The 15,826-nt window shown below is 68.1% G+C and carries 14 protein-coding genes; 12 read left to right on the top strand and 2 right to left on the bottom strand.

Annotated features, from left to right (window positions below):
• Positions 1-452 precede the first annotated feature (452 nt).
• From rhlB to rpoH, 6 genes are all read left to right on the top strand, one after another.
• Positions 453-2,177, top strand: coding sequence for an ATP-dependent RNA helicase RhlB (gene rhlB / locus BLS66_RS19915; RefSeq protein WP_074726624.1), 1,725 nt, complete (start codon positions 453-455; stop codon positions 2,175-2,177).
• A gap of 163 nt (positions 2,178-2,340) precedes the next feature.
• Positions 2,341-3,027, top strand: coding sequence for a cell division ATP-binding protein FtsE (ftsE, locus tag BLS66_RS19910; protein WP_049424090.1), 687 nt, complete (start codon positions 2,341-2,343; stop codon positions 3,025-3,027).
• 2 nt (positions 3,028-3,029) lie between these two features.
• Positions 3,030-3,977, top strand: coding sequence for a permease-like cell division protein FtsX (ftsX, locus tag BLS66_RS19905; protein ID WP_053461558.1), 948 nt, complete (start codon positions 3,030-3,032; stop codon positions 3,975-3,977).
• 7 nt (positions 3,978-3,984) lie between these two features.
• Positions 3,985-4,827 (top strand): response regulator, encoded by an 843-nt coding sequence (locus tag BLS66_RS19900; RefSeq protein ID WP_074726623.1) that lies wholly within the window; start codon positions 3,985-3,987, stop codon positions 4,825-4,827.
• Positions 4,824-5,537 carry a uracil-DNA glycosylase gene (ung, locus tag BLS66_RS19895; RefSeq protein WP_074726622.1) on the top strand — a complete coding sequence of 238 codons (714 nt, stop codon included), beginning with the start codon at positions 4,824-4,826 and terminating at the stop codon, positions 5,535-5,537. The genes BLS66_RS19900 and ung overlap by 4 nt, the downstream gene beginning before the upstream one ends.
• A 278-nt stretch (positions 5,538-5,815) precedes the next feature.
• Positions 5,816-6,691, top strand: a complete 876-nt coding sequence (rpoH, locus tag BLS66_RS19890) for an RNA polymerase sigma factor RpoH (RefSeq protein ID WP_005411269.1) — start codon at positions 5,816-5,818, stop codon at positions 6,689-6,691.
• Between the two features lie 134 nt (positions 6,692-6,825).
• On the opposite strand, the gene purD is transcribed toward rpoH, so the two are convergent.
• Both purD and purH read right to left on the bottom strand, forming a co-directional pair.
• Positions 6,826-8,109, bottom strand: a complete 1,284-nt coding sequence (gene purD / locus BLS66_RS19885) for a phosphoribosylamine--glycine ligase (RefSeq protein ID WP_074726621.1) — start codon at positions 8,107-8,109, stop codon at positions 6,826-6,828.
• A gap of 61 nt (positions 8,110-8,170) precedes the next feature.
• Positions 8,171-9,754 carry a bifunctional phosphoribosylaminoimidazolecarboxamide formyltransferase/IMP cyclohydrolase gene (gene purH, locus BLS66_RS19880; RefSeq protein ID WP_057495068.1) on the bottom strand — a complete coding sequence of 528 codons (1,584 nt, stop codon included), beginning with the start codon at positions 9,752-9,754 and terminating at the stop codon, positions 8,171-8,173.
• Between the two features lie 209 nt (positions 9,755-9,963).
• On the opposite strand from purH, the gene BLS66_RS19875 reads away from it, so the two are divergent.
• From BLS66_RS19875 to BLS66_RS19850, 6 genes are read left to right on the top strand one after another with little or no spacing between them, the layout of a single operon-like run.
• On the top strand, positions 9,964-10,581 hold the full coding sequence (locus BLS66_RS19875) for a CDP-alcohol phosphatidyltransferase family protein (protein WP_057495067.1): 618 nt from the start codon (positions 9,964-9,966) through the stop codon (positions 10,579-10,581).
• A gap of 34 nt (positions 10,582-10,615) precedes the next feature.
• The gene (locus BLS66_RS19870; protein WP_074726620.1) at positions 10,616-12,367 is read left to right on the top strand and encodes a bifunctional alpha/beta hydrolase/class I SAM-dependent methyltransferase; all 1,752 of its coding nucleotides are present in this window, start codon (positions 10,616-10,618) and stop codon (positions 12,365-12,367) included.
• Between the two features lie 23 nt (positions 12,368-12,390).
• Positions 12,391-13,695 carry a phosphatase PAP2/dual specificity phosphatase family protein gene (locus BLS66_RS19865; protein WP_208596534.1) on the top strand — a complete coding sequence of 435 codons (1,305 nt, stop codon included), beginning with the start codon at positions 12,391-12,393 and terminating at the stop codon, positions 13,693-13,695.
• A complete protein-coding gene (locus BLS66_RS19860; protein ID WP_074726618.1) occupies positions 13,692-14,129 on the top strand; it encodes a hypothetical protein in 438 nt (145 codons plus the stop codon). Before BLS66_RS19865 ends, BLS66_RS19860 begins: the two co-directional genes overlap by 4 nt.
• A 13-nt stretch (positions 14,130-14,142) precedes the next feature.
• Positions 14,143-14,772, top strand: a complete 630-nt coding sequence (locus tag BLS66_RS19855; protein WP_064239374.1) for a lysophospholipid acyltransferase family protein — start codon at positions 14,143-14,145, stop codon at positions 14,770-14,772.
• Positions 14,769-15,764 (top strand): phosphatidate cytidylyltransferase, encoded by a 996-nt coding sequence (locus BLS66_RS19850; RefSeq protein WP_053461548.1) that lies wholly within the window; start codon positions 14,769-14,771, stop codon positions 15,762-15,764. Before BLS66_RS19855 ends, BLS66_RS19850 begins: the two co-directional genes overlap by 4 nt.
• Positions 15,765-15,826: the final 62 nt, after the last annotated feature.

Here is a 15,826-nt window from a genome sequence, read left to right as displayed (position 1 = left end):
GCCCGGTGGCGCGACCCTCGTCGTTGCCTCGCGGCGGACCGCCGCGGTGCGTTCGGCGGGATGCCTGGACGCTCACGGCCGGCAGTGTACCCCTATCGCAGGGCAGGGACAGGCGCCAGCTGGAACCCAGCGTATCGTGATCGCTTCGATGCCCGGTATGTGTCGGATTTCACTGTCCTCCTGTAGATGGGGCTGGCAGTGAACGACACCAGCGGCCCGGGCCGGGCCGTTCAAGTCCGGTGTGGCTGGGTGAAGGCAGTGCGTCTCCTGGTGTCGTGAGACCGTCCATTCCGGTTTGCCCGCCCGAGTGCGTTAAACTGGGGCATTGTGCGGCGCGCGGACCGGTGGTCCCAGCCTGCCAACCCGCCGCAGGGGCCGCAGTTTGCGACGGTGCCCCTAGACGATGAAGTGCCAGCCGCCCCACGGGCCGGCGGCCATACCAAGACGGACTCATGAGCGACAAACCGCTGACCGATTTGACCTTCTCCTCCTTCGAGCTGCATCCGGCCCTGCAGGCCGGCCTTGAAGGAGCCGGATTCACCCGCTGCACCCCGATCCAGGCGCTGACATTGCCGGTCGCGCTGCCCGGTGGTGATGTCGCCGGCCAGGCGCAGACCGGCACCGGCAAGACCCTGGCCTTCCTGGTAGCTGTCGTGAACCGCCTGCTGACCCGCCCGGCGCTGGCCGATCGCAAGCCGGAAGACCCGCGCGCGCTGATCCTCGCCCCGACCCGCGAACTGGCCATCCAGATCCACAAGGATGCGGTGAAGTTCGGTTCCGACCTGGGCCTGCGTTTCGCGCTGGTCTACGGCGGCGTGGATTACGACAAGCAGCGCGAGCTGCTGCAGCAGGGCGTGGACGTGATCATCGCCACCCCGGGCCGCCTGATCGACTACGTCAAGCAGCACAAGGTGGTGTCGCTGCACGCCTGCGAGATCTGCGTGCTGGACGAAGCCGACCGCATGTTCGACCTGGGCTTCATCAAGGACATCCGCTTCCTGCTGCGCCGCATGCCGGAACGCACCATCCGCCAGACCCTGCTGTTCAGCGCCACCCTCAGCCATCGGGTGCTGGAGCTGGCCTACGAGCACATGAACGAGCCGCAGAAGCTGGTGGTCGAAGCCGAGACCATCACCGCTGCCCGCGTCCGCCAGCGCATCTACTTCCCGGCCGACGACGAGAAGATCCCGCTGCTGCTGGGCCTGCTGTCGCGCAGCGAAGGCGCGCGCACCATGGTGTTCGTCAATACCAAGGTGTTCGTCGAGCGCGTCGCCCGTTCGCTGGAAAAGGCCGGCTACCGCGTCGGCGTGCTGTCCGGCGACGTGCCGCAGAAGAAGCGTGAGAGCCTGCTCAACCGCTTCCAGAAGGGCCAGCTGGAAATCCTGGTGGCTACCGACGTGGCGGCCCGTGGCCTGCACATCGACGGCATCAAGTACGTCTACAACTACGACCTGCCGTTCGACGCCGAAGACTACGTGCACCGCATCGGCCGCACCGCGCGCCTGGGCGAAGAGGGTGATGCGATCAGCTTCGCCTGCGAACGCTACGCCATGGGCCTGCCGGACATCGAGGCCTACATCGAGCAGAAGATTCCGTCCGAACCGGTCACCAAGGAACTGATGACGCCGCTGCCGCGCCCGGAACGTCCGGCCCCGGCGGCGGGCGAGGAAGGCGACGACAACGAAAGCGTCGGCCAGATCTTCCGCGAAGCGCGCGAAGCCCGCGCCGCCGAGGAAGAGCGTCGTGGCGGTGGCCGCAACGGCGGTCGTTCCGGCAGTGGCGGGGGTCGCGGTGGTCGCGACGGTGAGCGCAGCGGCGAACGCCGTTCGCGCGGCCCGCGCAAACCGCGCGTGGAAGGCGAGCAGGGCGCTGCCGCCCCGGTCGCCGGTGCTGAAGGCGCCGCCGCCCCGGCCCCGCGTCCGCCGCGCCCGCCGCGCGCCGAAGGCGCACCGGAAGGCGCCGTGGATGGCGAACACAAGCCGCGCAAGCGCCGTCGCCGTCGCCACGGCCGTCCGGTCGAGGGTGCCGAGGGTGTACAGGCCAACGCCGGCAACGGCGCCAGCCCGGTAACCCCGGTGCAGGTGGTGGCCAAGCCGGTGCGCACGGCCGCCGACACCGGTGACTCGTTCCTGACCCGCATCGGCCGCAAGATCCGCCGGATGCTGTCGGGCAACTGATCGGCGCTGCCGATCAGCGGGTAGCACCCGACCGCTGGTCGGGTGGCTTTGAACGGTAGTGCCGGCCGCTGGCCGGCAGCCATGTGGGTTGCCGGCCAGCGGCCGGCACTACCGATCGCGCGACCGTCTCCACGACGTCGCGCCGCTCCTGCATAATCGGGGCATGAGTGTCCTGCGCTTCGACAATGTCAGCAAACAGTACGCCGGTGGCCATGAGGCGCTGACCGATGTCAGCTTCGAGGTTGCGCCAGGCGAGATGCTGTTCGTCACCGGCCATTCCGGTGCGGGCAAGAGCACCCTGCTCAAGTTGATCCATCTCGACGAGCGGCCGAGCCGCGGCGCGGTGGTGTTCGACGAGCGCAACCTGCTGAAGGTCCGCGGTGGCGACGTGCCCCGCCACCGACGCGCGGTCGGGGCGGTCTACCAGGACCACCGGCTGCTGATGGACCGCTCGATCGCCGAGAACGTCGCGCTGCCGCTGATCCTGCGCGGCACCCGCCGTGGTGACATCAGCAAGCGCGTGCGCTCGGTACTCGAACGGATGGGCCTGGGCCATCGCGAGAAGGCGTTGCCGTCCCAGCTGTCGGCCGGCGAACAGCAGCGCGTCGGCATCGCCCGCGCGATCGTCGGCGAGCCCAAGCTGCTGGTGGCCGATGAGCCGACCGGCAACCTCGACCCGACCCTGGCGGCGGAGATCATGGCCCTGTTCGCCGAGCTGCCCTCGCGGGGCACCAGCGTGCTGGTGGTCAGCCACGACCTGCCGCTGCTGCGCCGCATGCGCAAGCGCGTGCTGATCCTCGACCACGGCCGGCTGGTGGATGACATCTCGCCGCAGGACCTGGCGGAGTAACCATGGCGAAGAACGAAAACAGCGAAGCCGCCGCCCCCTCGCGCGTGGGCGTCTGGTTCCAGCACCACGTGCACAGCGTGGTGTTCAGCCTGGGCCGCGCCTGCCGCAAGCCGTGGGCGACCCTGCTCACGGTGATGGTCATGGCGCTGGCGCTGGCCCTGCCGCTGGGCCTGTCGATCGCGCTGGACAACCTCAAGCAGTTCGCCGGCAGCGTGCAGCAGTCGCGCGACATCAATGTATTCCTGAAGGGCGACGTCGATGGACCCGGCGCGCTGCGCCTGGCCGGCCAGCTGCGCGACCGCGACGACGTGGCCGAAGTGAACGTGCGCACGCCCGAGCAGGGCCTGCAGGAACTGCGCGATGCCGGCCTCGGTGAGGCGATCGACGCACTCAATGACAATCCGCTGCCCTCGCTGCTGGTGATCACCCCGGGCCAGGGCAAGGACGACGCACGCCTGGCGCGCGCGCTGGAAAGCCTGCCCGAGGCCGACCTGGTGCAGCACGACGCGCTGTGGCGCCAGCGCCTGGATGCCTGGCTGGCGTTCGGCGCGCGGCTGGTGCAGGTGCTGTCGGTGCTGCTCGGCGTGGGTGCCGCGCTGGTGGTCGGCAACACGGTGCGCCTGGACATCCAGGCCCGTCGCGAGGAGATCGGCGTGCTGCAGCTGCTGGGCGCCAGCGATGGCTTCATCCGTCGTCCCTTCCTGTACCTGGGCGCGTGGTACGGGCTGGGCGCCGGCGCGGTGGCGCTGGGCCTGATCGGGGCGGCCGGTGCCGCGCTGCGCGTGCCGCTGGCCGAACTCTCGCGCAGCTATGGCAGCCCGTTCGTGCTGCACGGCCTGGACCTGCTGCACGGTGGCCTGGTCCTGCTCGGCACGCTGCTGCTGGGCTGGCTGGGCGCCTGGCTGGTCACCGGCCACTTCCTCCGCCAGACCCGCCCGACCGACACCTGAGACCGGCATGCAACCGCAAGCGCTGAAGCACCTTGAAGGGCCCGCGACGCGGGTGATGGTGGTCGATGGTTCGAAGCTGGTCCGCAAGCTGATCGCCGACGTCCTGCAGCGCGACCTGCCGGGCGTGGAGGTGATCGGCTGCGACAGCATCGAAGACGCGCAGCAGGCGCTGGCGCAGGGCCCGGTGGACCTGGTGACGACCTCGCTGACCCTGCGTGATGGCGACGGCCTGGCGCTGGCGCGGATGGTGCGCGAAGCGGCCGGCCAGGCCTACGTGCCGGTGATCGTGGTCTCCGGCGACGCCCAGCAGCACCTGGAGCAGCGCCGTTTCACCGAATACGTCACCGACTACTTCGACAAAGCGCTCGGCCATGAAGCGCTGGCGACCTTCATCCGGGGCTATGTACAGCCGCAGACCATACCCGGCGCGACCATCCTCTACATCGAGGATAGCCGCGTGGTGGCCGAGGCGACCAAGCGCATGCTGGAACGCCAGCAGTTGAACGTGCTGCACGTGGTCAGCGCCGAGGAGGCATTCACCCTGCTCACTGCCGAGTCGCTGGGCCGCAGCCGCCACCGCATCGACCTGGTGCTGACCGACGTCACCCTGAAGGGCGAGCTGAGCGGCCGCGACGTGGTGCAGCGCGTGCGGGTGGACTTCGGCTACGGCAAGCGCCGCCTGCCCGTGCTGGTGATGACCGGCGACGGCAACCCCCACAACCAGACCGGGCTGCTGCAGTCCGGTGCCAACGACCTGGTGCTGAAGCCGATCGAAGAGCGGCTGCTGGTCACCAAGGTGCTGTTCCAGCTGCGCCTGGCCCGATTGAATGATGGACCCGTGTTGCGATGATCGATGAAGTAACCGACACCCCGACGATCCAGCTGGAACCGAGCTGGAAGCAGCACGTCGGCGAGTACCTGTTGCAGCCGCAGATGCGCGAGCTGTCGGCCTTCCTGCGCCAGCGCAAGGCCAGCGGTGCGGCGGTGTTCCCGCCCGGGCCGCAGATCTTCGCAGCGTTCGACGCCACGCCGTTCGAGCAGGTGAAGGTGGTGATCCTCGGCCAGGACCCGTACCACGGGCGCGGCCAGGCCCATGGCCTGAGTTTCTCGGTACTGCCCGGCGTGCCGGTGCCGCCGTCGCTGCTGAACATCTACAAGGAGATCGAGACCGATCTCGGTATCCCGCGCCCGGACCACGGCTGCCTGATCCCGTGGGCGCAGCGCGGCGTGCTGCTGCTCAATGCCGTGCTGACGGTGGAAGAGGGCAAGGCCGGCGCGCACCAGGGCCGCGGCTGGGAAGGCTTCACCGATCACGTGGTGGATGTGCTCAACCGCGAGCGCGAAGGACTGGTGTTCATGCTCTGGGGTGCCTATGCGCAGCAGAAGGGCAAGGTGATCGACACCCGCCGCCATCGCGTGCTGAAGTCGCCGCATCCGTCGCCGCTGTCGGCCCATCGGGGCTTCCTCGGCTGCCATCATTTCTCGATGGCCAACGAGTACCTGCAGCGCCACGGCCAGGCCCCGATCGACTGGTCGCTGCCGCCGCGCTCGGCACTCTGAGCGTCGGCGGGCCGCTGGGCCTGAACACCGGGCAACGTCCCCGGGCCTGAATGGGCCTTCAGAACGGCCCGTTCAGCTCCGCTTGACTGGAATCGGCCGCTTCATGGCAGGTAATTGCTTGAATTCCAAGGGATTGTGAATCCCGAAAAGCGTGCTCGCCACTGTCATCAAATCGCGCTACGGTAGGGCTCTGTTTGGGACCAGTGTTGCATCAATAGGATGCTGGAACTTTTTCCTCCTTTAGCAGTCCAGATCCTGGACTGCTAAGATGGGTGCCTATGAGCCAGAACACCTCTACTGCCCTTGTGGCAAACAATCTCCCGATTCCCAGTGCGCTCGGTTCGCTGGACGCCTACATCGGTGCCGTGCACCAGATCCCGGTGCTGTCGGTCGATGACGAACAGGACCTGGCCCGTCGCTTCCGCGATGGCAACGATCTGGACGCCGCCCGCGAGCTGGTGCATTCGCACCTGCGCTTCGTGGTGCACGTGGCCCGCGGCTACAACGGCTACGGCCTCGCCCTGGGCGACCTGATCCAGGAAGGCAACATCGGCCTGATGAAGGCGGTCAAGCGCTTCGACCCGGACATGGGCGTGCGCCTGGTTTCCTTCGCGGTGCACTGGATCCGTGCCGAGATGCACGAGTTCATCCTGAAGAACTGGCGCATCGTGAAGGTCGCCACCACCAAGGCGCAGCGCAAGCTGTTCTTCAACCTGCGCAAGTCGAAGACGCGCCTGGGCTGGATGAACGCAGCGGAAGTGAGCGCGGTGGCCAAGGACCTGAACGTTTCCGAGCGCGAGGTCATGGAAATGGAGTCGCGCCTGTCCGGCCGCGATATCGGTTTCGATGCGCCGACCGACGAGGACAACGAACACGCACCGCCGTCGCCGGCTGCGTTCCTGGTCGCCGATGACGAAGACCCGTCGATGGCCTACGAGCGCGAGGACAGCGAAGACAACCAGATGCAGCTGCTGCGCGAAGGCCTGGCGGAACTGGATGCGCGTTCGCGTGACATCATCCGCCGCCGCTGGCTGGACGCCGACAGCAAGGTGACGCTGCAGGAACTGGCCGACGAGTACGGCGTGTCGGCCGAGCGCATCCGTCAGGTTGAAGCGAACGCGCTGAAGAAGATGAAGGCGCTGTTCACCGCGTAAGGCGGGATGGCGTTGAAGCAATGAAAAGGCCCGGCATTGCCGGGCCTTTTCTTTTCGGTGGCGTTCTCATCCATGCATGGCGTGGATCTACCAATGTCAGTAGAGCCACGCCCTGCGTGGCTGCGGCGCGGTCGTCACTCTTCGCGTGCGATCGCGCGCCAGCCAATGTCGTTGCGGTGGAACTCGTTGGCCCAGGTCACCTTGGCCACGCCGGCATAGGCATTGGCCTGCGCGTCGCGCACGCTGTCGCCCAGTGCGGCCACGCACAGCACGCGGCCGCCGGCACTGACCACCTGGCCCTGCGCATCCAATGCCGTACCGGCATGGAACACCTTGGCACTGGCCGGCACCTCGTCCAGGCCGGAAATCACCTCACCGGTGATCGGCGCTTCGGGGTACGGCCTGGCCGCCAGCACCACGCCCAGCGACGGGCGCGCATCCCACTGCGCTTCGACCTGGTCCAGCCGGCCATCGATGGCGGCTTCCACCAGTTCGACCAGGTCCGACTGCAGGCGCAGCATCACCGGCTGGGTTTCCGGGTCGCCGAAGCGCACGTTGAATTCGATCACCTTCGGTGCGCCGCTGGCGTCGATCATCAGGCCGGCATAGAGGAAGCCGGTGAAGGGAATCCCGTCGGCGATCATGCCCTGCACGGTGGGATTCACCACCTCGCGCATCACGCGTGCATGCACCTCCGGCGTCACCACCGGGGCTGGCGAGTAGGCGCCCATGCCGCCGGTATTCGGGCCGGTGTCGCCGTCGCCGACCCGCTTGTGGTCCTGCGAGGTGGCCATCGGCAGCGCATGCACGCCGTCCACCATCGAAATGAAGCTGGCTTCCTCGCCGTCGAGGAATTCCTCGATGACCACGCGTGCGCCGGCATCGCCGAACGCGTTGCCGGAGAGCATGTCACGCACTGCATCTTCGGCTTCGGTCAGGCTCATCGCGACGATCACGCCCTTGCCAGCGGCCAGGCCATCGGCCTTGACCACGATCGGTGCACCCTTCTCGCGTACATACGTCAGCGCGGCGTCCACGTCGGTGTGCACGGCGTAGAACGCGGTGGGGATGTTGTGGCGCGCCAGGAAGTCCTTGGCGTAGGCCTTGCTGCCTTCCAGCTGCGCGGCGGCGGCGGTCGGCCCGAAGATGCGCAGGCCGGCGGCGCGGAAGCGGTCGACCACGCCGGCCACCAGCGGTACTTCAGGGCCGACCACGGTCAGTGCCACGCCTTCAGCCAGGGCCAGCGCCAGCAGGCCGTCGATATCGGTGACCTTGACCGCCACGTTGCGGCACTTGCCTTCGCTGGCGGTGCCGGCATTGCCGGGCGCCACGATCACTTCAGTGACACGGGAGGACTGGGCCAGCTTCCATGCCAGGGCGTGTTCGCGGCCGCCAGAGCCGATGACGAGGATCTTCATGGGACAGGGTTCTCGGGTACGGAAGAGAAAAGCCGGGCAGAGCCCGGCTTCGTGATGCGGATCAGTGGCGGAAGTGGCGCACGCCGGTGAACACCATGGCCAGGCCATGTTCGTCGGCGGCGGCGATCACTTCGGCATCGCGCATCGAACCGCCCGGCTGGATGACCGCCTTGATGCCGGCGGCAGCGGCGGCATCGATGCCGTCGCGGAACGGGAAGAACGCATCGGAAGCCATCACCGAGCCCTCGACCACCAGGTTCGCATCGGCGGCCTTGATGCCGGCGATGCGGGCCGAGTACACGCGGCTCATCTGGCCGGCGCCGACACCGATGGTGCGGTTGTCCTTGGCATAGACGATCGCGTTGGACTTGACGAACTTGGCCACCTTCCAGGCGAACAGCAGGTCGGTGAACTGCCTGTCGGTCGGCGCCAGCTTGCTGACCACCTTCAGTTCGTCGCGGGTCATGCCACGGTTGTCCGACGACTGCAGCAGCAGGCCCGAGCCGACGCGCTTGCTGTCGAAGTTGTTCAGGCCGTCGCCGTGCGGGATGCGCAGCACGCGCACGTTGGCCTTCTTCTGCGCGTATTCCAGCGCGGCCGGCTCGTAGTCCGGTGCGATCAGCACTTCGACGAACTGGCGGTCGAGGATCACCTTGGCGGTGGCCGCGTCCAGCGGCTTGTTGAAGGCGATGATGCCGCCGAAGGCGCTGGTCGGGTCGGTGGCGTAGGCCAGCTCGTAGGCATCGCCGTTGCCGGCACCGACGGCCACGCCGCACGGGTTGGCGTGCTTGACGATGACGCAGGCCGGCGCATCGAACTGGCGCACGCATTCCCACGCCGCATCGGCATCGGCCAGGTTGTTGTAGCTCAGCTCCTTGCCCTGCAGCTGCTGGAAGGTGGCCAGCGTACCCGGCACCGGGTACAGGTCGCGGTAGAAGGCGCCGCTCTGGTGCGGGTTCTCGCCGTAGCGCAGGTCCATCACCTTCACGAAGGTGGAGTTCATCTGCGCCGGGTACTCGGCACGGGCCGGCACGGCCGCGTCGGTGGCGGTGACTGCCGACAGGTAGTTGCTGATCGCGGCGTCGTACTGGGCGACGCGGTTGAACGCGGCCACCGAGAATGCGAAGCGGGTGGCAGCCGTCAGCTGGCCGTTGTTGGCCTCCAGCGAGGCCAGCAGCTCGGCGTACTGCGACGGGTCGGTGGCCACTGCCACGCGGGCGAAGTTCTTGGCCGCCGAGCGCAGCATCGCCGGGCCGCCGATGTCGATGTTCTCGACCGCGTCGGCCAGGGTGCAGTCGGCCTTGGCGGTGACCGATTCGAACGGGTACAGGTTCAGCACCAGCAGGTCGATGGCACCGATGCCGTGTTCGGCCATCACCGCGTCATCCAGGCCCGAACGGCCCAGCAGGCCGCCGTGCACCATCGGGTGCAGGGTCTTGACCCGGCCGTCCATCATTTCCGGGAAACCGGTGACCTCGGCCACGTCCTTCACGGCCAGGCCCGCATCGCGGATCGCCTTGGCGGTGCCGCCGGTGGACAGCAGCTCCACGCCGCGTGCCGCCAGCGCAGTGGCCAGCTCGACCAGACCGGTCTTGTCGGAAACGGAGAGGAGGGCCCGGCGGACGGGCAACAGATCAGCAGTCATGGGACAGAATCGGCAGCGGAGCGGGGCCGATATTGTAGGCGGTGGGGGCCGGTGGCGGGCGCTGATAAGGAAAATCGACCCGCACCGATGGCCCTCTGGCCGCTTCAGCACCGCCTGGCCGGGGGGCGGTCCGCAAGCAATTCGATGGGGCGCGCTGCCCCAATCGGGTAGGCTGTGCCGGAACTGCCAAGGATCAGCGGGTTCGGATCGTGTCGATCTATGCATTGAAAGGACGTTTTCAGGACCTGTTGCGTCCGGCCGTACGCGGCCTGTACCGCATGGGGATCACCGCCAACGCGGTGACCGTGGCCGCCGCCGTGGTCTCGCTGCTGGTGGCCGCCGCCGTATGGTGCTGCGCGCCGGCCCAGCCCCTGCTGTACCTGCTGCTGCCGCTGTGGATGCTGCTGCGCATGGCGCTCAACGCCGTGGACGGCATGCTGGCCCGCGAGTTCGGCCAGCAGTCGCGGCTGGGCGCCTATCTGAACGAGCTGTGCGATGTGATTGCCGACGCGGCGCTGTACCTGAGCCTGCTCAGCGTGCCGGGCGTGCGCACCGAGGCGCTGTGGCTGCTGGCCTGGGCGGCGGCGCTGAGCGAGTACGCCGGTGTGCTGGGGCTGATGGTCGGTGCCAGCCGTCGCTATGACGGCCCGATGGGCAAGAGCGACCGCGCCTTCGTGATCGGTGTGCTGGGCCTGCTGCTGGCGTTCGAGTGGGTTGGCGCGACGACGGTCACCGGCGTGGCTGCGGCCCTGGCGGTGCTGTGCGTGCTGACGATGATCAACCGCGTCCGTCGCGGACTGCGGGAAGCGGCGGTTTCGCCGAATTAATCAAGCAGATACAAAAAGACAATCAGGAGATTGCATGCGTCAGGCGCAGGAACGGGAATTCCACAGCTTCGACCAGGTACCGCTGTTCTACCGGTACTGGGCGGGCTCCACCGCAACGCCGGCCACCCGGGCCATCGTGCTGCTGCACCGCGGCCATGAGCACTCCGGCCGGGTCACCCACCTGGTCGATGAGCTGGACCTGCCCGACACCGCCTTCTTCGCCTGGGATGCACGCGGCAATGGCCGCTCGCCGGGCGCGCGTGGCGATGCACCGGGCTTCCCGGCGCTGGTGCGCGACCTGGACAGCTTCATCGCGCACATCGGCGCCGAGCACGGTATCGCGGTGGAAGACATCGTGGTGATCGCGCAGAGCGTGGGCGCGGTGGTCGCCGCGACCTGGGTGCACGACTACGCCCCACGCCTGCGCGCGCTGGTGATGGCCTCGCCGGCGTTCAAGGTGAAGCTGTACGTACCGTTCGCGCGCCCGGGCCTGGCCTTGATGCAGAAGCTGCGCGGCAACTTCTTCGTCAACAGCTACGTCAAGCCGCAGTGGCTGACCCATGATCCGGCGCGGGTGGAAAGCTATCGCACCGACCCGCTGATCACCCGGCCGATCTCAGTGCGCGTGCTGCTGGGCCTGTACGAAGCGGCTGACCGCATCGTCGCCGATGCGCAGGCCATCAGCGTGCCGGTGCAGCTGCTGGTGTCCGGTTCCGACTTCGTGGTGCATCGCGGCCCGCAGGACCGCTTCTACGAGCGCCTGTCCAGCCCGATCAAGGAGCGCGTGCACCTGCCGGGCTTCTTCCACGACACGCTGGGTGAACGCGATCGCGCACCGGCACTGGCGCGCATCCGCAGCTTCATCCAGGCGCGTTTCGCCGAACCGTTGCGCGAGCTGTCACGGCGCGATGCGCACTGCCACGGGCCGACCTTCGAAGAGTCCGAGATCCTGGCCTGGCCGCCGGAGCGCAACAGCCTGGCCGACCTGCGCTGGCGCGTGGTGCGCGGTGGCCTGCGCTTCGGTGGCCGGTTGTCCGAAGGCATCGCGCTGGGCCTGCAGACCGGTTTCGATTCGGGTAGCACGCTGGATTACATCTACCGCGACGAAGCACGCGGCAAGGGCCCGTTGGGGCGGATGATCGACCGCAACTACCTGGATGCGATCGGCTGGCGGGGCATTCGCGTGCGTGGCCAGCACCTGCAGGAACTGCTGCGCGACGCTGCACAGCGCCTGCGCGGGCAAGGCACGCCGGTGCGCGTGCTGGACGTCGCCGCCGGCCATGGACGCTATGTGCTCGAAGCGCTGGGCCAGGGCGAGCAGCGCGCCGACCGCATCGTGCTGCGCGACTTCAGCGATCTGAACGTGGCCCAGGGCCAGGCGTTGATCGAGCGCCTGGGCGCGGCCGATATCGCGCGCTTCGAGCAGGGCGATGCGTTCGATCCGGCACAGCTGGCGAGGGTCGATCCGGCGCCGACGCTGGCGGTGGTCTCGGGCCTGTACGAACTGTTCCCTGACAACGACGCTGTGCTGCGCTCGCTGATGGGCATCGCCGCGACCGTTCCGGTGGGCGGCTACCTGGCCTATACCGGCCAGCCCTGGCACCCGCAGCTGGAATTCATCGCCCGTGCGTTGACCAGCCACCGCGGTGGCGCAGCGTGGGTGATGCGCCGCCGTACCCAGCAGGAGATGGATGAGCTGGTGCGCCTGGCCGGGTTCGAGAAGGTGGCGCAGCGTATCGACGACTTCGGCATCTTCACCGTGTCGCTGGCGCGCCGGACCGCGTGATGGCGACGCTCGCCGCATCCCCACTGGCCGCAGAAGGGCGCCCTTGGCGGCGCGCCCTGTTGTGGCTGGCGTTGCTGGGTCCGTTCTTCTTCGCCAGCTATGGCTTCGCCAACTGGATGGCCGGCCGCCACGCCACCCTGCCGGTCATGGCGTTCGCCTGGGAAACCCACATTCCGTTCGTACCGTGGACGATCGTGCCGTACTGGTCGATCGACCTGTTCTACGTGATCTCGTTCTTCCTGTGCCGGCAACGCCTGGAGCTGGACCGGCACGCGCTGCGGCTGTTCAGTGCGCAGCTGATCGCCGTGAGCTGCTTCCTGCTGTGGCCGCTGCGCTTCAGCTTCGAACGACCGGAGATCGGCGGTGTGTTCGGCTGGCTGTTCGATGTGCTGCTGGGCTTCGACAAGCCGTTCAACCAGGCACCGTCGCTGCACATCGTGCTGTTGATCGTGCTGTGGGTGAAGTTCGCGCAGTACCTGCACGGCGTGTGGCGCTGGGTGCTGCACGTGTGGGCGCTGCTGATCGGCGTTTCGGTGCTGACCACGTTCCAGCATCATTTCATCGATATCCCGACCGGCCTGCTGGCCGGCTGGCTGTGCGTGTGGCTGTGGCCGGAGCAGGGCACGCCACCGTTGCGGGCCTGGCGCACCGTGCGGGATGGCAGACGTTGGCGATGGGCGGTGCTGTACCTGCTGGGCGCCGCCGTGCTGCTGGTGCCTGTGGTCCTGCTGCGCGGCATGGCGTTGTGGCTGCTGTGGCCGGTGGTGTCGCTGCTGCTGGTGGCGCTGGCCTATGCCGGGCTCGGTACGGCGGTGTTCCAGAAGCGCGCCGATGGCCGCCTGAGCATGGCGGCACGCTGGCTGCTGGCGCCGTACCTGGGCGCGGCCTGGATCAATTCGCGGTTGTGGACGCGGCGTGCGCCGCAGCCGGTGCCGGTGACGGATGGCGTGTGGCTGGGGCGCATTCCCTGCGCGGCGTTGCCAGCACCGCTGGTGGGCGTGGTCGATGCCTGTGCCGAGCTGTCCTGCCGCGCGCCGGGCGCGGCGTATGCCAGCGTGCCGATGCTGGACCTGGTGGTACCCACGCCGCACCAGTTGCGCGAGGCGGCCGAGGCCATTGAGCGACTGCGGGTACAGGGGCCGCTGCTGGTGTGCTGCGCATTGGGTTACTCACGCAGTGCCGCCGGTGTTGCCGCCTGGCTGCTGCGCAGTGGGCGTGCCGCCGACGCCGAAGCGGCGGTGGCGATCGTGCGCGCTGCACGCCCCGGCATCGTGCTGGGCCCGGCACATCTGCGCGCCATTGCTGCTGCGGCGGGGGCCGGCGCATGAGCCCGGTGCCCGATCTGGCGACCATGCAGCTGTTGCTGCGCCAGGGACGCTGGCCGGCATCGCTGTCGCTGGGGCTGCTGCTGGCAGCGTTGCTGCTGCTGGGCGTCGAACCCGGGCTGGCGATGATCGCCGCCGGCCTGTTGCTGCTCAGCATTGCCGCGGGCATCGCACAGGCCTACCACGCATGGCGGGTCGGGCTGGACGCCGGCCTGCTGCAACTGCTGCGCGATGAGGGCCTGGACGGCGAAGCCGCTGCGCGCCGTACCGACCAGCTGCTGCACGACAGTGGCCTGCGCCGCGCACCGCCCGACGCGCCGCTGCGCGGGTGGGACCTGCGCTGGGCCGGCATGCGCCGCCTGCTGTTGCGGCAGTGCCTGCTGACGGCCGTGCAGTTTGCACTGCTGCTAATTGCCGTGTTGTGGCCGCAGACGTGAACCGGAGGGGCCGATGTTCGCCGAACTGATTGCACGCGCCTGCAGTGGCGCGATCCATGTAGTGACCGGGGCACGCGCCCTGTGGATCGGCTGTGCGCCGTCCAGCGAGCGCCGCGTGTACTACGGCAACCACGCCAGCCATGGTGATTTCGTGCTGATCTGGTCGTCGATGCCACCGGCGTTGCGGCGCCAGGTGCGCCCGGTGGCTGCTGCCGAGTACTGGCAGCGCGACGGCCTGCGCCGCTACCTGATCGATGCGGTGTTCCACGGCGTGCTGGTCGAGCGCGAGGCCGGCCATCGCCAGCAGGATCCACTCCAGGCGCTGCGTGACGCGGTGGACGAAGACTGCTCGCTGATCCTGTTTCCGGAGGGCACCCGCAACGTGGGCGATGAACCACTGCTGCCGTTCAAGAGCGGCATCTACCACCTGGCGCGGCAACGGCCGGAGCTGGAGTTCGTGCCGGTGTGGATCGACAACCTGAAGCGGGTGATGCCCAAGGGCCGGTTCCTGCCGCTGCCGCTGCTGTGCACGGCCACCTTCGGCACGCCGCTGCGGCTGCAGGCCGACGAGGACAAGGCCGCATTCCTGGCCCGCAGCAGGCAGGCGCTGCTGGACCTGGCGCCGAATGGAGGTCGTGCATGAGTTTCGTGCTGGATGTATCTGGCGATCTGGCAACGCAGAGTGTCGGCCAGCAGACCGGCCTGCTGTTTGCCGGCGTAGGTGCGGTGCTGGTGCTGGCCACGCTGGTCGCCGAAACCCTGCGCTGGCGCCAGCGTGGGCGGCCCAGTGCAGTGATCGCCAACCTGGTCTCGCGCATCCGTGCCTGGTGGGTGATGGCGCTCGTGGTCGGGTTGGCGCTGTTCTTCGGTCGTGCCGGGGTGATCGTACTGTTCGCGGTCATTTCGCTGTTCGCGCTGCGCGAATTCATCACCCTGGCGCCGACGCGCTCGGGTGACTACTACGCGCTGCTGGCCGCGTTCTACATCGTGCTGCCGTGGCAGTACTACCTGGTGTGGATCGACTGGTATGGCATGTACACGCTGCTGATTCCGGTCTATGCGTTCCTGTTCCTGCCGATCCTGTCGACCATCGGCGGCGATACCACGCACTATCTGGAGCGCACGGCGAAGGTGCAGTGGGGGCTGATGATCTGCGTGTTCTGCATCTCGCATGTGCCGCTGCTGCTGAACCTGCACGTGCCCGGCCATGACCCGTCGCGCAACGTGCTGCTGTTCGCCTTCCTGGTGATCGTGGTGCAGTCTTCGGACGTGCTGCAGTACATCTGGGGCAAGCTGCTGGGCCGGCACCTGATCGCACCGAAGCTGTCGCCGTCGAAGACGGTGGAAGGATTCGTAGGCGGCGTGCTGAGCGCCAGCGCGCTGGGCGCGGCGTTGTGGTGGATCACCCCGTTCACCCCGCTGCAGGCGTTCGGCCTGTCGCTGCTGATCAACCTGATGGGGTTCTGGGGCGGCCTGGTGATGTCGGCGATCAAGCGCGATCGCGGCATCAAGGACTGGGGGCACATGATCGAGGGCCATGGCGGCATGCTCGACCGGCTGGATTCGGTGTGCTTCGCCGCGCCGGTGTTCTTCCACGTGGTGCGGTATTACTGGAAGGCGGGCGGCGGCGGCTGACGTCGCCGGGCTTTCATCCACGCATGGCGTGGATCTTATCTCTTGCCGATCTGGCACCTTGG

Source organism: Stenotrophomonas pavanii (genome assembly GCF_900101175.1).
GTDB classification, from domain to species: Bacteria; Pseudomonadota; Gammaproteobacteria; order Xanthomonadales; family Xanthomonadaceae; genus Stenotrophomonas; species Stenotrophomonas pavanii.
This window is presented reverse-complemented; position numbering and strand designations above follow the sequence as displayed.

Coding starts and splice junctions, on each gene's coding strand:
- rhlB (WP_074726624.1), top strand. CDS start 453: ATGAGCGACAAACCGCTGACCGATTTGACCTTCTCCTCCTTCGAGCTG.
- ftsE (WP_049424090.1), top strand. CDS start 2,341: ATGAGTGTCCTGCGCTTCGACAATGTCAGCAAACAGTACGCCGGTGGC.
- ftsX (WP_053461558.1), top strand. CDS start 3,030: ATGGCGAAGAACGAAAACAGCGAAGCCGCCGCCCCCTCGCGCGTGGGC.
- BLS66_RS19900 (WP_074726623.1), top strand. CDS start 3,985: ATGCAACCGCAAGCGCTGAAGCACCTTGAAGGGCCCGCGACGCGGGTG.
- ung (WP_074726622.1), top strand. CDS start 4,824: ATGATCGATGAAGTAACCGACACCCCGACGATCCAGCTGGAACCGAGC.
- rpoH (WP_005411269.1), top strand. CDS start 5,816: ATGAGCCAGAACACCTCTACTGCCCTTGTGGCAAACAATCTCCCGATT.
- purD (WP_074726621.1), bottom strand. CDS start 8,109: ATGAAGATCCTCGTCATCGGCTCTGGCGGCCGCGAACACGCCCTGGCA.
- purH (WP_057495068.1), bottom strand. CDS start 9,754: ATGACTGCTGATCTGTTGCCCGTCCGCCGGGCCCTCCTCTCCGTTTCC.
- BLS66_RS19870 (WP_074726620.1), top strand. CDS start 10,616: ATGCGTCAGGCGCAGGAACGGGAATTCCACAGCTTCGACCAGGTACCG.
- BLS66_RS19860 (WP_074726618.1), top strand. CDS start 13,692: ATGAGCCCGGTGCCCGATCTGGCGACCATGCAGCTGTTGCTGCGCCAG.
- BLS66_RS19855 (WP_064239374.1), top strand. CDS start 14,143: ATGTTCGCCGAACTGATTGCACGCGCCTGCAGTGGCGCGATCCATGTA.
- BLS66_RS19850 (WP_053461548.1), top strand. CDS start 14,769: ATGAGTTTCGTGCTGGATGTATCTGGCGATCTGGCAACGCAGAGTGTC.